Source organism: Rhizorhabdus antheiae (assembly GCF_049889055.1).
Classification (GTDB): Bacteria; Pseudomonadota; Alphaproteobacteria; order Sphingomonadales; family Sphingomonadaceae; genus Rhizorhabdus.
The window spans coordinates 399,150-412,237 of record NZ_JBLTWO010000001.1; the positions used below are offsets into that span (position 1 = coordinate 399,150).

At 67.1% G+C, this 13,088-nt stretch carries 13 protein-coding genes; 5 read left to right on the top strand and 8 right to left on the bottom strand.

From position 1 onward, the window contains the following. Positions 1 to 62: 62 nt before the first annotated feature. The 8 genes from ACNI3R_RS01790 to ACNI3R_RS01825 all read right to left on the bottom strand — a co-directional run bounded on the left by ACNI3R_RS01790 (position 63) and on the right by ACNI3R_RS01825 (position 8,567). Positions 63 to 1,598 carry an AMP-binding protein gene (locus ACNI3R_RS01790; protein ID WP_426179405.1) on the bottom strand — a complete coding sequence of 512 codons (1,536 nt, stop codon included), beginning with the start codon at positions 1,596 to 1,598 and terminating at the stop codon, positions 63 to 65. 78 nt (positions 1,599 to 1,676) lie between these two features. Beyond that, complete coding sequence (locus tag ACNI3R_RS01795; protein ID WP_426179406.1) at positions 1,677 to 2,789, bottom strand: Gfo/Idh/MocA family protein; 1,113 nt, start codon at positions 2,787 to 2,789, stop codon at positions 1,677 to 1,679. A 1-nt stretch (position 2,790) separates the two neighbouring features. Continuing rightward, entirely contained in the window at positions 2,791 to 3,633 is an 843-nt protein-coding gene (locus ACNI3R_RS01800) for a sugar phosphate isomerase/epimerase family protein (protein WP_426179407.1), read from the bottom strand. Continuing rightward, positions 3,630 to 4,388, bottom strand: coding sequence for an SDR family NAD(P)-dependent oxidoreductase (locus ACNI3R_RS01805; RefSeq protein ID WP_426179408.1), 759 nt, complete (start codon positions 4,386 to 4,388; stop codon positions 3,630 to 3,632). Before ACNI3R_RS01805 ends, ACNI3R_RS01800 begins: the two co-directional genes overlap by 4 nt. A 27-nt stretch (positions 4,389 to 4,415) precedes the next feature. After that, on the bottom strand, positions 4,416 to 5,633 hold the full coding sequence (locus ACNI3R_RS01810; RefSeq protein ID WP_426179410.1) for a hypothetical protein: 1,218 nt from the start codon (positions 5,631 to 5,633) through the stop codon (positions 4,416 to 4,418). Continuing rightward, a complete protein-coding gene (locus ACNI3R_RS01815) occupies positions 5,630 to 6,883 on the bottom strand; it encodes a sulfotransferase family protein (protein WP_426179412.1) in 1,254 nt (417 codons plus the stop codon). Before ACNI3R_RS01815 ends, ACNI3R_RS01810 begins: the two co-directional genes overlap by 4 nt. Continuing rightward, positions 6,876 to 7,889, bottom strand: coding sequence for a zinc-dependent alcohol dehydrogenase (locus ACNI3R_RS01820; RefSeq protein WP_426179414.1), 1,014 nt, complete (start codon positions 7,887 to 7,889; stop codon positions 6,876 to 6,878). Before ACNI3R_RS01820 ends, ACNI3R_RS01815 begins: the two co-directional genes overlap by 8 nt. A gap of 78 nt (positions 7,890 to 7,967) precedes the next feature. Next, positions 7,968 to 8,567, bottom strand: a complete 600-nt coding sequence (locus ACNI3R_RS01825; protein ID WP_426179415.1) for a TetR/AcrR family transcriptional regulator — start codon at positions 8,565 to 8,567, stop codon at positions 7,968 to 7,970. Positions 8,568 to 8,887: 320 nt separating this feature from the next. On the opposite strand from ACNI3R_RS01825, the gene ACNI3R_RS01830 reads away from it, so the two are divergent. The 5 genes from ACNI3R_RS01830 to ACNI3R_RS01850 are packed head-to-tail and all read left to right on the top strand — an operon-like array spanning position 8,888 to position 13,088. Beyond that, positions 8,888 to 9,781 (top strand): VOC family protein, encoded by an 894-nt coding sequence (locus ACNI3R_RS01830; RefSeq protein WP_426179417.1) that lies wholly within the window; start codon positions 8,888 to 8,890, stop codon positions 9,779 to 9,781. Continuing rightward, complete coding sequence (locus ACNI3R_RS01835) at positions 9,778 to 10,668, top strand: CoA transferase subunit A (RefSeq protein ID WP_426179418.1); 891 nt, start codon at positions 9,778 to 9,780, stop codon at positions 10,666 to 10,668. The genes ACNI3R_RS01830 and ACNI3R_RS01835 overlap by 4 nt, the downstream gene beginning before the upstream one ends. A 10-nt stretch (positions 10,669 to 10,678) precedes the next feature. Continuing rightward, positions 10,679 to 11,476 (top strand): CoA-transferase subunit beta, encoded by a 798-nt coding sequence (locus ACNI3R_RS01840; protein WP_426179420.1) that lies wholly within the window; start codon positions 10,679 to 10,681, stop codon positions 11,474 to 11,476. Next, entirely contained in the window at positions 11,473 to 11,910 is a 438-nt protein-coding gene (locus ACNI3R_RS01845; protein ID WP_426179421.1) for a Zn-ribbon domain-containing OB-fold protein, read from the top strand. Before ACNI3R_RS01840 ends, ACNI3R_RS01845 begins: the two co-directional genes overlap by 4 nt. Continuing rightward, complete coding sequence (locus ACNI3R_RS01850; protein WP_426179423.1) at positions 11,907 to 13,088, top strand: lipid-transfer protein; 1,182 nt, start codon at positions 11,907 to 11,909, stop codon at positions 13,086 to 13,088. Before ACNI3R_RS01845 ends, ACNI3R_RS01850 begins: the two co-directional genes overlap by 4 nt.

Sequence of the window (13,088 nt, forward strand, 5' to 3'; positions counted from 1 at the left end):
AACAGATAAGGGCGGTCCGATCGCGTGTCAGGCCGCCCTTTTCCTTGTCCCGGATCCAAAGCCTATTTCAGCAGGAAGCGCTGGACCTTGCCGGAGGCGTTGACGGGCAATTCATCGACCCATTCGACCGTGCGCGGAACCTTGTAGTTGGCCATCTGCTCGCGGCACCAGCTGATGAGCGCCTTGTCGTCGCGCGCCGCGCCTGGCTTTGGCACGATCACAGCGTGACCGACCTCACCCATCCGCTCATCCGGACGGCCCACCACGGCGACGCGCGCGACTTCGGGATGTTCGAGCAGGCGCGCCTCGATCTCGGCCGGGTAGCAATTGAAGCCGCCGCAGATGAACAGGTCCTTGGCGCGGTCGGTGATGCGCAGATAGCCGCGCTCGTCCTGCGTGGCGATGTCGCCCGTCCGCAGCCAGCCGTCGGCGTCGATCGTCTCGGCGGTCGCCTTGGGATCGTCGAGATAGCCCTTCATCACGTTGAACCCGCGCACGAGCAGTTCGCCGGGCTCCCCGGTCGCAACGTCGCGATCGTCGGCATCGACCAGACGCACCTCGACGCCGGGGATCGGCCGGCCGCAACTCGACGCGACCAGTTCGACCGGATCGCCCGCCTGGGTCGCGCTGACGCAGCCCGAGCTTTCGGTGAGACCATAGGCGGTCAGCACCTCGGCGATGCCGAGTTCGTCATGCATGCGCCGGATCAGGATCGGCGGCACGCTGGCGGCGCCGGTGACGGCGAGACGAAGGCTGGCGGTATCGTCGGGCTTGCGCCCGGCTTCGTCGAGCAGCGACTGGAAGATGGTCGGCGGTCCCGGCAGGACGGTGATCTTCTCCTGCGCGATCGTCGCGAGCACCTTCGCGGCGCCGAACTGCGCAACGGGGAACATGGTCGCGCCCTGCTGCAGCGAGACGACCCAGCCGGCCTTGTAGCCGAAGGTGTGGAAGAAGGGATTCACAATCAGATAATGATCGCCTTCGCGCAGACCGACCGCATCGGCCCAACCCTGGAAGGTGCGCAGATTCTGCGAGTGGCTGCTGAGGACGCCCTTCGGACGGCCGGTCGTGCCCGAGGTGAACAGGACGTCGACGATATCATCGGGGCCGACCGCAGCGATGGCGGCGGATAGGGCCGCGTCGTCGGCACCGACGACAGCGCCGAGCCACGCATCGAACCCCTCATCGAGGAACACCGTCTCTTCCAGATCGGGCAGATCGCGGCCCGCCAGCATCCCGGCATAGTCGAACCCGAGAAAGTCGCGCACGGTGAACAGCCAGCGCACCTTGCCGCGACCCAATATGTCCTCAGCCTCGGCACCCTTGAAGCGGGTGTTCAGCGGGATCAGTTGCAGGCCGATCTGCGTCGCGCCGGCTGCCACGATCGCCCAGGTGCCGCTATTCGGAGCCCAGATCGCGATGCGGTCCCCCTTGCGGCCACCGCGTGCGAGCAGCGCGCCCGAAACGCGCCGCGCCGCCTCCCGGAACGCCGAGAAGCTCAGCGTGCGCCCATCCTCCTCCTTCAGATAGGGGCGGTCGGGCCAGCGCGTGGCGGCCGCATCGAGAAGTCCACCCATCGTCAGCAAGTCGGGAAGCATATACCTCGCCTTTTATCGATTTGCTTTGCGCATTAGAGAGTAATCATCCCTCCATCAATGCATTATGCGTATCGATTGTCACTCCACATCAACCCATTGCCCGCGCTGCGCAGAGCGGCGTGCCGCATCGAGGACCGTCTGGTTGACAAGGGCATCGTCGAAACTGCCCGCCTGCTCGCGATCGGTCACGGCCTCTCCCGCGATCCGGCGGCGCATTTCCGAAAAGAGCCGCGCATAGGGGATCACGTCGAAGCCCATCGTGTGCCAGCGGTCCTGCTCGGTCTGGATCAGGTCGGCGATCGGGAAAGGTTCGGGCGGGGGCAGCGCCAGATCGGCGGGCATGTCGATCCGCCGCGCACCGGCGGCATCGGACACCCATACCTCTTCGGGGTCACCGAACGCCGCACCCGACTGGATCCACGCACCGCCCCGGGTGCCGACGACCTTGGTCGCCATCACCAGCGGGCCGGGCGCCGCCATCGCCGCCATCAGCGTCCCCCGTGCGCCGCTTTCGCATTCGAACTCGACGACATAGCTGTCGTCCGCCGTCATGTGCGGGCGTCCCGGCGCAAGCGTCTGCAAGGTGCAGGACAGACGGCGGATCGGGCCGAGCATGTTGACCACCTGGTCGATCATATGCGTCCCGAAGGCGCCGAGGAAGCCGCCGCCCTGACCGGCATCCTCCCACCAGTCGCTGAGTTTTTCGGTGGGGTCCTGCAGCCCCGGCTGATGATAGATGCGCAGGAACTGGCGCGGCTCGCCGATCGCGCCGTCCTGCACTACACGCCGCAGCAGTGCCTGCGCCGCATCGAACCGGAACTCCGCACCGAGCATATGGACGACACCCGCCTTCTCCGCCGCATCACGCATCTCGCGGGCCTGGGCCGCATCGCGCGCAAAAGGTTTCTCGCACACCACATGGCGCCCGGCGGCCACCGCATCCATCACCACCTGGTAATGGGCGTGCGGCGGGGTCGCCACGGTGACCAGCACGGTGCGGGGATCGACCAGTGCCTCGGCGAGGCTGTCGGTCGCGAGCGGAATGCCGAGGGGCGCGGCCCGTTCGGCCGTGCGGGCACGATTCTGCCCGACGATCGCGCGCACCTCGAACCCCGCCTCGCGCAAAGCGCGGACATGGGTGAACAGGCCGAAGCCCGTTCCAACGACGACGGCACCATATGCATCGGCCATGTCAGGCTCCTTTCAGGATCAGTCTTGCCTTGTCGGCGCAGAGCCGGGCGATCTCGTCGACAGGTCGCGTTGCCAGCGTTGCGGAAAAGACCTCGACCGAGCAGGGCGCGGTCGTGCCGGTCGCGCGGAGCGCCGCGACGAAGCCCTGGAGGTCGAGGCCCCCATCGCTCGGCAGGAGGCGGCCCTGGATCATCTCGCTGTCGAGATCGTCCGAGGCAGTTGCGGGCGCATCGCAGATCTGGACGCTCTTGATCGCCCCGGCCGGCAGCGCTGCCAGCAGGTGGAGGCTCGAACTGCTGCGGAACTGGTGCCAGCTGTCGACCAGAAGGCCACCATTATCGCGTCCGGCAAGCCTGACGAGATCCCAGGCGGTGGCGAGATCGGGAATGGTCCCGGTCGGCACATATTCCAGCGCGACGTGCAGTCCCGCAGGGGCCGCCCTGTCGCAGATCGCGGCAAAGGCCTCGACGCCCTCGTCGACGGTCCAGGCAACGCCCTGCAATTCGCCGACGCTGACGCCCCGAGCACCGACCGCCTCGGCAAGGTCGATCAGCCGTTCGGGCGTCGAGCGTTGCAACAGCGCGGCGAGCCAGCCGGGATTGGCCTTGGTGGGCGGGCCCGGAAGCCAGCTACCGACGATCTCCACCTCGTGGATGAACAGGCCGGCATCGGCCACCCGGTCGCAGACCTCGCGATGCGATACGCCCCGCTGCTCCAACTGCTCCAGGTCCGCCGCGAAGATCGATATGCCGGCAAAGCCCGCATCGCGTGCCGGCGCAAGCCGATCGAAAAAGGGCACCGCCTGCACAGTGCCTGCCGCGAGCAGCAACTGGTCCAGGCTCATCCCGCCACCGTGAAGCCGCCGTCGATCGGCAGCACCTGCCCGGTGATCCATGAGGCGGCCGAACTCGACAGGAACAGCACCGCCCCCGCTATGTCCACTGGCTCGCCGAGGCGCCCCAAGGGCGTTCGGCTCAAGGTCGGCGCAGTCCATTCGGGCGCATCGAAGGTCCCCGCCGTCATGCGGCTGCGGGTGAGGCCCGCCGCGACCGCGTTCACCCTTATGCGCTGGCTCGCCCACTCGGTCGCGAGCACGCGGGTGAGGCCGAGGAGCCCCGTCTTGGCCGAGCCATAGCCGGGGATCATCCCTATGCCGAAATAGGAGGTCATCGAGGCGATGCCGATGATCGAGGAGCCGCCCGGACGTTCGCCCCGCGCCAAGGCCGCGCGGCAGCCATGCGCCATGCGGAAGGCCGAGGTCAGGTGCATCGTGATCGACCGCTCGAAAATCGCAGGATCCCATTCGTCGAGGCCGAGCGAGCCGAGCGCGAGGCCGGCATTGTTGACGAGGATGTCGAGCCGGTCGAAGCCCGCCGCCACGGCATCGATCTGCGCGCCGTCCTCGACGTCGAGCTGGCGATAGTCGAAGCGCGACAGATCCTCGTCATAATCGCCCGGCCCGCCGCGCGTGCCGGTGATGACGACCTCGGCCCCCGCATCGGCATAGGCGCGCGCGATCGCCGCGCCGATACCGCTCGTGCCCCCGGTCACCAGCACTTTTGCGCCGGCATAGTCGAAGCGCAGATCGCTCCAGCTCATGTCCCTCTCCCCTCTTTTGTCTGTCATTCAGTCGGTGATCTCGCCGCTCTGGATCGGCGGCATACTGTCGAGCAGGGCTCGCCCCTCGGCGCGCAGCCGCGCCAGCGGCACGCGCCACAGCGACACCGGCGGCGGCTCGCCCTGCGTCTTGATCAGGCGCAGGCTCATCCCCCCATGGGCATGGCCATAGGGATCGATCGCATTGCCGCCGATGCCCGCATCGCCCGAGGCGATGACGATCAGCACCGATCCGTCCCGCTCGTAAGTGGCGCGGTATTTCTGGATATGGCCGCCGCCATCCTCATAATTGTCGAGATTTTCCTGCCAGATGTTGCACAGCTGGAAGATCCAGTAGTCGCAGGGCGTCGGCGTGAAGCGCAGCACCAGCGCTTCGTCGCGCCCGCATTGCCAGGTGCCGAAGCCATGGTGGCGATCGGGAACGCCGCCGTTCGACAGATAGACCGCCCGGCTGAAGCGGATGCGGTTCGGCCGCTTGCCGAGATTGTCCTGCCACCAGCGGCGCACCAGTTCGGCATAGCCGAGCACGACCTGCCCCGACTTGGCGAGCGCATCGGCCATGTCGGACGGCGCGATCGGCCGCGGCGCGGCGCCGTCGGCGCGGTGGATCGTCATGCGCGGGGCGACCGTCTCCTCGCGCAGATGATAAACCGTGCGCACCAGCAGGCCGACGCAGCCATCGGTGATCGGCAGCCAGGGGCGCCCGTCTGCGGGACGCTCGCGCCCGACGAACACTTCGAAGTCGCCATTGGCATCGAAGGGGATCGTATCGCTCTGCAGGAAGCCGGTCGTGGTCAGCGTCGCGGGATCGAAAGCCTTGAGGCCGCCGACGCCCTGCGCCGCCCAGTCCTGCTCGCCCGGATGCTTCGGCTGCGGCGCAGTCCAGCTCGCCATGACGAAATAGGGGATGGTGCCGCGATTGCCGCGGATCACATAGTCGTGGCGCCCATCGACGAACTCGGCGAGCAGATGATCCTGGTCGGGCGACTGGAAGTTGATCGCCTGCCGCCACGGCGCATCGCGCAGACGCGGCCGCTCGGGCTCGCAATTCTCGACGAAGCGCTCGAACCCGTTGCGCATCAGCCGGGTGACGAAACGGTACCATTCGGCACGGTCGAGTTCGTCGACCTCGCTGCCGAACCGCTCCACCGTGCGCGCGGCCATCCGCACGGTTTCGAGATAGTCCTCGAAGGCGCGGCCGGTCAGCAGGCGCTCTGCGGCGGTCATGATGTCTCTCCGAGCACGGCTTCGCGGCGCACCGGGAAGCGATCATAATAGAAGGCGAAGCGCTCCCGGAGCGCGCCGACATCGACCCCGAAATCGCCGATCAGGTCATAGACCACCCGGCCATGTTTGTTGCGCGGGTTCGCGGCGAGGAAATGGTCGATCCGCGCTTCGGCCTCGGGCGTCATCTCCAGGTCCGCCAGCGCATAGACGCGCCGCACCGTCGCCTTCTGGTCGGCCATATAGTCGTGGAAGAGGATGTCGATCGACTGCCCCGAAGGTATCGCATCACGATCGCGGACGCAGCGGCGCAGCAGTACCTCGATCCGGTCGGTCCACCAGGCGGCGAGGGCGGGCAGGTCCTGCCGCACGCGCCGCGTCCGGTCGCCATAGGCGATCATCGTGATCGCCGACTGGAGCACCGCAACAGGATCGCGGTGCGTGACCGGGACGATCGCCTTCGGATGCACCGCGATCAGAGCGGGCAGATTCTCCATGTGCGGCGGCGACTTAACGACCCAGCGATTGGGCCCCTTGAGCCAGGTCAGCGCCTGCATCACCCGTTTGGCATAGGCATAATGCGGGGTCTGGTCGGTCGCCAGATACTGGTCGCGCCAGGCCACCGGACGGCTCAGCCATTCGGGCAGATAGGAGGAAAAGTCGGGGCCCTGGAGCTCGATATCCTCATGAACATGATCGGGCGCCATTTCGTGCATCGCCGGCATCAGCGGCAGCATCGCTTCGAACGCCCCCCACATCTGTGCGGTGCGGACATGGCGCGGGTCGGGATCGCCAACATCGCCGGGTCCGGGGATCGGCTCCATCGTCTCCCACAGCGGCGTCGAGCGCAGGCGCGGGTCGGCGGCGAGAATGTTGACCAGATGGGTCGTCCCCGACCGGGGCAGGCCCGCGACCATGATCGGCCGGTCGATCTCGACCTGCTCGATCTCCGGATGGCGGCGGATCAGATCCTCAATGCGCAGCCGGGCCGAGGCATAGCGTACGCATTCCCCGAACAGGGTCGCGCGTCCGAGCGTGGTCAGGTCGCGGTCCTCGTCATAGCTGCGCAGCCACAGCGCCAGGCGCGAACGGAAGTCGTCGGGCCCGAAATCGGACAGGCCGGTCGCGGCCCGGGCCGCCGCCAGCACCGCGTCCATCTCCATCAGCACGGGTGGACAGGCCTCGATCGCCTGCTGCTGGAGCGGGGTGAGGCGGGGATTGGCGAGATCGTCGATCCGGATGTCCTCAGGCATCGCAGGCCACCATGACCTTCGCCGACAATTCCGCATCGCGCGCGACCGCGAGTGCCTCGTCGAAGCGGCTGAGCGGAATGCGGTGGCTGATGAAGGCGTCGGCATCGAAGCCGGGCTCGGAAATCGCCGCGATCACCTCCGGAAACTCGTCCGGATAGGCCATGGAGGTGATGAAGCTCATCTCCTTGCCGAGCGCCATCTTCCAGTCGATCGCGATCGGCTCGTGGTGGACCGCAACCATCACCGCGCGCGCATGGAACGGCGCCATGCCGACGATCGAGGGCAGCACCGAGGGCGCCCCGGAGGATTCGAACCACAGGCTGCTGCCGACCGTCGGCCAGCCGAAGAGATCGGCGCGGCCGTGGAGCTCACCCAGCGCGGCGGCGACATCCTCCTGGCCGGCGTCGATGACATGGTCCGCGCCCAGCCGCTTCGCGCGTTCGAGACGCTGCCGGGACCGGTCTATGGCGACCACGGAGGCGACGCCCGACCGCTTCAGGAAGAAGACGATGCCAAGGCCGATCGGCCCCACGCCAAACACCGCAACCTTGTCCTCCGGCGTGGCGCCCGCGCGATGGACGGCATGAAGCGCGACGCCGAGCGGTTCGGCGAGCGCGGCCGCATCCCAGTCGACATGATCCGGAATGGGGTGGATCGCCCCACCGACCGTGGCATTCGACACGCGCAACAAAGGTGCGAAAGCGCCCTCGGGCAGGCCAGCACCGATTCCATTGCCATCGCCCATCGGGTTGACGACGACGCGCTGGCCGGGCGCGATGCCCGTCACGTCGGCGCCCACCGCCTCGACGACGCCGGACAGTTCGTGACCGATCCCGAAGGGCGCCTCGGCCGGGGCCGCGACCCCGCCCACCTTGATATAGCCGAGATCCGAGCCACACAGGCCGCAGCGCCGGACGCGGACGATCACGTCCCGAGGCCCGGGCCGGGGCTCCTCGATCTCGTCGACGCGAACATCGCCCGCGCCGTGGATGCGCACCGCCTTCATCACGCCCCTCCTATTTTCGCTTTGCGTTTTCGTTGACCGAATCGGCTACGCATTTAATCGACAATACATTTTATATTGTCAATTATCGATAACGAACGCCGCGACCTGCTCCGCCAGAACCGCCTCATAATCCTCGACATCGGCCAGCTCGGCGAACAGCGTGACCTCGGCGCTGATACGGTCGAGCAGCATGAAGAAGATGTCCGCCCTGGCGCGCTGGCGCCGCGCCTCCGCAGTGTCGCCGATCGCCCGGCCGAAGGCCCGGACCTCGGGCGCAAGCCGCTCGATCAGCCGCTGGCGATCGTCGCGCGCCCGCTGGTGAAAAGCCTGATCGGTCGCGGCGAGTCCGTGGATGAGGACCGAGATCTGCCCCTCCTCACGATAAAAGCCGACCGCCTGATGCGCCCACCACCGCGCCGACAGCCCGCCCGTAGCGACCTCGGCCAGACGCAGGAAATGCGGCATGGCGCGCTCGAGGGTCGCCTCGTAGATGCTCAGCGCGACATCGCGACGCGACTTGAAATGGCGATAGAAGGTGGCGCGGCTGACGCCCGAGGCGGCCAGTATGTCCTCGACCGGGATCTCGTCGAACGGCCGCGATCGGAGCAACCCGCGCATCGCCTCGACCACATCCTGGCGGCTGGCGACGACCTGACCCTGCTGACGGCCGGATCGCATACCCGGCTTCGGCCCGCGTTTCCGAACTTGCGTTTCAGCCTTGTCGGGCGCGGCCAGCATCATCCCCTCCTGACGCGGCCCGACCGCCCTTCGACCGATCACTTTCGCAGGGTGCGAAACCGCTTACCAATATTAAGGCGAGAGCGATGGGCACCGCAAGCGACATAGCTCCGCTTTTCCGCGAGCTACTGGCGTTATGCCTTTTCGCTAACAATGTGCGTACCAAATTCGAATTTTCATAACGTAAAGTGCTTGAAAGGATGCGGGTGCGCCGATAGACCCGAACGCGAAAGTAAGAGGTGCGGGGAGGGGAAAGGACGATGGCCGTACGATCGCTGGCCTATATTCGCGTCGAGACACGCGATGTCGGGGCCTGGCGCCGATTTGGCGAACAGGTGGTGGGGGCTGCCGCCACGCCCGATTCGACCGAAGACCGGCTGATGCTGCGGCTCGACGGACGCCCCTGGCGCTTCCGCATCGAGAAGGGCGAGCAGGAGAAATATCTCTGCGCCGGGCTGGAATGCCCCTCGGAGGAGGCCTGGGCCGCCGTTCTGGACAAGCTCGACAAGGCCGGGGTCGCCGTGGAGCGCGGGGACGCCGCTCTGGCCGCCGACCGCCATGTGCGGGGCATCGCCTCGCTCGCCGATCCGGCCGGCAACCGGATCGAACTGGTCTGGGGCAATGTAGTGGCGGGTACGCCCTTCGTGTCGCCCGTCGGCGTGCCCGGTTTCGTCACCGGTGAGATGGGCTTCGGCCATGTGGTCGTGCCGACCAGCTGCTATGACGACACCCGCCGCTTCTACAAGGAGCTGCTCGGCTTCGGCGACAGCGACGAGATGCGCGTGCATTTCCCCGGCGGCCCCGAAACTGGCCTGGGCATATCCTTCATGCATGCCAGCGGCCCGCGCCACCACACGGTGGCCGTCGGCGAGTTTCCCGCCCCGTCGGGCCTGATCCACACGATGGTCGAGGTGCCCTCGATCGACGATGTCGGCCTGGCGCTCGACCGCGCACTGGCCGCCGGCGTGCACATCTCGTCCACGCTGGGGCGGCACACCAACGACAAGATGATCAGCTTCTACATGCGGACGCCATCCGGATTCGACATCGAATTCGGCTGTGGCGGTGAACAGACCGTTGACTGGACCACCGTGACCCCGACCTTCACTATCAAAGAGGACCTTTGGGGCCACAAATGGGATTTCGGAGCGTGACGACCAAGACTTTCGACAAGAGAACATCTGCCGACGCCGTCATCGGCAAGCTCCGCGACGGGATGACGATCGGCATCGGCGGCTGGGGCCCGCGCCGCAAGCCGATGGCGCTGGTGCGCGCCCTGCTCCGCAGCGATCTGAAAGACCTGACCATCGTCACCTATGGCGGCCCCGAAGTGGGCATGCTGCTGGCGGCGGGCAAGGTGCGCAAAGTGATCTACGGCTTCGTGTCGCTCGACGCGATCCCGCTCGAACCCTATTTCCGCAAGGCGCGCGAAGCCGGCGGGCTCGAGGTGCTCGAGCTCGACGAGGGCATGCTTCAATGGGGTCTGAAGGCTGCAGCGCTGCGCCTGCCCTTCCTGCCGACACGCGTCGGCCTGGGCACCGACGTGTTCGAGCAGGGCGGCTTCAAGACGGTCGCCTCTCCCTATGACGACGGAGAGGTTCTGCTGGCGATGCCCGCCATCCCGCTCGATTTCGCGCTGATCCACGTCCACCGCGCCGACCGCATGGGCAACAGCCAGGCTCTCGGCCCCGACACATATTATGACGACTGGTTCGCCAAGGCGGCCAAAGAAGTCGCGATTTCCGCCGAGGAGGTCGTCGACCGGCTCGACCACAGCTATCCGGAAGACGCCAAGGCCAATCTGTTCGAGCGCTGCTTCGTCCAGCATGTCGTCGAGGCGCCGGGCGGCGCGCATCCGACCTCGATGCCGCCATCCTATGGCTGGGACATGGCCGCGCTGAAGGCCTATGCCGCCAGCGCCGCCGAAGAGGGCGGCTGGGATCGCTATCGCGACGAAAAGGTCGGCCCTGACGAGGCCCATTATCTTGCGCAGGCCGGTGGGATCGAAGCGATCTCCAAGCTGCCCTTCCCGATCTTCTGAGGACGACGCGATGACCGCGCCAGACCATACACTCGCCGAACTGCTGATCGTCGCCTGCTCCGAACTCTATCGGGACAATGGCGAGATCGTCGCCACCGGCATCGGCCCGGTCCCGCGCCTCGGCGCGAGCCTCGCCAAGAGCACCCACGCGCCCGAACTGCTGATGACCGACGGCGAAGCCTATCTCGTCGAGGACCCGGTGCCGATCGGCCCGCGCGACTATGAGGACCGCAAGTCCTCCGGCTATCTGCCCTTCTCGCGCTATTTCGACAGCGCGGTGTGGACCGGAAAACGCCATGCGGTGGTTTCGCCGATCCAGATCGACCGCTTCGGGCAGATGAACCTGTCCTATATCGGCGGCAGCTTCGAGAAGCCGAAGGTCCAGATGCTGGGCGCGCGCGGCTTTCCGGGCAACACGATCCACCACATCAACTCGATGTTCGTGCCCGCCCACTCGACCCGCATCTTCGTGCCCGGCGAAGTCGATTCGGTCTCCAGCGTCGGCTACAACCCCGCGCGGCGGCTCGCCGGTGCCGATTTCAGCGGGGTCGACCTCCGCTTCATCGTCACCAATCTCTGCGTCATGGACTTCGGCGGCCCCGACCATGCAATCCGGCTCGTGTCACTGCACCACGGCGTGACCGTCGACGAGGTCAAGGCCGCGACCGGGTTCGACCTGATCGTCGACGGCACCCCGCCGACCACGCCCGCCCCGACCGCCGAACAGCTGGAGATCATCGCCCGGCTCGATCCGCACAATATCCGCGCGACCGTGATCAAGGGCAATCCTTCGGGGACGCGCGGATGAGCGAAGCCGATCCCGTCCTGCCGGGCTGGTTCACCACCGGCCCCGAACCGCATCTGATCGGCAGCCGCTGCTCGGCCTGCGGCACCTATTATTTTCCGAAGCTGGAGACGTTCTGCCGCAACCCGGCCTGCGAGAGCACGCAGTTCGAGACGGTGGAGCTGTCGCGGACGGGCAAGCTGTGGTCGTTCACCGACGCCTGCTATACCCCGCCCGAACCCTATATCGCGGCCGATCCTTTCATCCCCTACGCCATCGCCGCAGTCGAACTCGACCGCGAGAAGATGATCGTGCTGGGGCAGGTGGTCGAAGGCGTCGGCGTCGACGCGCTGCGCGCCGGCCTGCCGATGGAACTGGTCGTCGAGACGATCCCCGACGCGGTCGACCCGAAGGGCAAGCTCGTCTGGAAATGGAAGCCGATGGAGGACGCGCGATGAGCGAGGATGTCGTCATCATCGGCGCCGGCATGCACCCCTGGGGCAAATGGGGTCGCAATTTCGTCGGCTATGGCGTCGCCGCCGCGCAGGAAGCGCTGCGCGATGCGGGCATCGACTGGCGCGACGTGCAGTTCGTGTCGGGCGCCGCCACGATGCGCTGCGGCTATCCGGGCTATGTGGCGGGCGCGACCTTCGCCCAGGCGCTGGGCTGGCAGGGTGCCGAGGTCCAGACCAGCTATGCCGCCTGCGCCAGCGGATCGCAGGCGCTGACGGCTGCGCGCTCGCGCATCCTCAGCGGACAGGCGGACGTGGCCCTCGTGATCGGCGCCGACACCACACCCAAGGGATTCCTTGCTCCGGCAAAGGGCGAGCGTCCGGACGATCCCGACTGGGTGCGCTTCCGCGTCGGCATCACCAATCCGACCTATTTCGCGCTCTATGCTCGTCGCCGCATGGAAATCTACGGCGACACGCAGGACGACTTCGCGCGGGTGAAGATTAAGAATGCGCAGCATGGCCTGACCAATGAACGGGCGCGCTATCGCAAGGCGTTCACGATGGAAGACGTCGCGGCCTCGCCGATGGTCGCCAATCCGCTGCGCCTGATGGACGTCTGCGCGACCTCCGACGGTGGCGCGGCGCTGATCGTCGCCAGCGCTGCCTTCGCCCGCAAGATCGGCAAGATTGACGCGCCGAAGATCGCGGCCATCTCCACGGTCACGCCCACCTTCGCGTCGGCGATCATCGAGATGCCCGATCTCGCGACCGACAGCGCCGTGGTCGCGGAAGCGCACAGCTTCCGTGCCGCCCTGCCCGCCAAGGCCTATGCCGAAGCGGGCATGGGTCCCGAGGACGTGTCGGTCGCCGAGGTCTATGACCTGTCGACCGCGCTCGAACTCGACTGGATCGAGGATCTGGGCCTCTGCGCGCGTGGCGAGGCCGCCGGGCTGACCCGCGACGGCGCAACCCGCATCGGCGGGCGCATGCCGATCAACCCGTCGGGCGGTCTCGCCTGTTTCGGCGAGGCGGTTCCAGCTCAGGCGATCGCGCAGGTGTGCGAACTGACCTGGCAGCTGCGCGGCGAGGCCGGCGAACGCCAGGTCGAAGGGGCGAAGGTCGGCATCACCGCCAACCAGGGGCTGTTCGGGCATGGCTCCTCGGTCATCCTGAAGCGGTGA

Excerpts from the sequence above, each read along its gene's own strand:
- ACNI3R_RS01810 (WP_426179410.1), bottom strand. The coding sequence starts at position 5,633 with ATGACCGCCGCAGAGCGCCTGCTGACCGGCCGCGCCTTCGAGGACTAT.
- ACNI3R_RS01820 (WP_426179414.1), bottom strand. The coding sequence starts at position 7,889 with ATGAAGGCGGTGCGCATCCACGGCGCGGGCGATGTTCGCGTCGACGAG.
- ACNI3R_RS01800 (WP_426179407.1), bottom strand. The coding sequence starts at position 3,633 with ATGAGCCTGGACCAGTTGCTGCTCGCGGCAGGCACTGTGCAGGCGGTG.
- ACNI3R_RS01840 (WP_426179420.1), top strand. The coding sequence starts at position 10,679 with ATGACCGCGCCAGACCATACACTCGCCGAACTGCTGATCGTCGCCTGC.
- ACNI3R_RS01795 (WP_426179406.1), bottom strand. The coding sequence starts at position 2,789 with ATGGCCGATGCATATGGTGCCGTCGTCGTTGGAACGGGCTTCGGCCTG.
- ACNI3R_RS01845 (WP_426179421.1), top strand. The coding sequence starts at position 11,473 with ATGAGCGAAGCCGATCCCGTCCTGCCGGGCTGGTTCACCACCGGCCCC.
- ACNI3R_RS01815 (WP_426179412.1), bottom strand. The coding sequence starts at position 6,883 with ATGCCTGAGGACATCCGGATCGACGATCTCGCCAATCCCCGCCTCACC.
- ACNI3R_RS01790 (WP_426179405.1), bottom strand. The coding sequence starts at position 1,598 with ATGCTTCCCGACTTGCTGACGATGGGTGGACTTCTCGATGCGGCCGCC.
- ACNI3R_RS01830 (WP_426179417.1), top strand. The coding sequence starts at position 8,888 with ATGGCCGTACGATCGCTGGCCTATATTCGCGTCGAGACACGCGATGTC.
- ACNI3R_RS01805 (WP_426179408.1), bottom strand. The coding sequence starts at position 4,388 with ATGAGCTGGAGCGATCTGCGCTTCGACTATGCCGGCGCAAAAGTGCTG.
- ACNI3R_RS01825 (WP_426179415.1), bottom strand. The coding sequence starts at position 8,567 with ATGCGATCCGGCCGTCAGCAGGGTCAGGTCGTCGCCAGCCGCCAGGAT.
- ACNI3R_RS01850 (WP_426179423.1), top strand. The coding sequence starts at position 11,907 with ATGAGCGAGGATGTCGTCATCATCGGCGCCGGCATGCACCCCTGGGGC.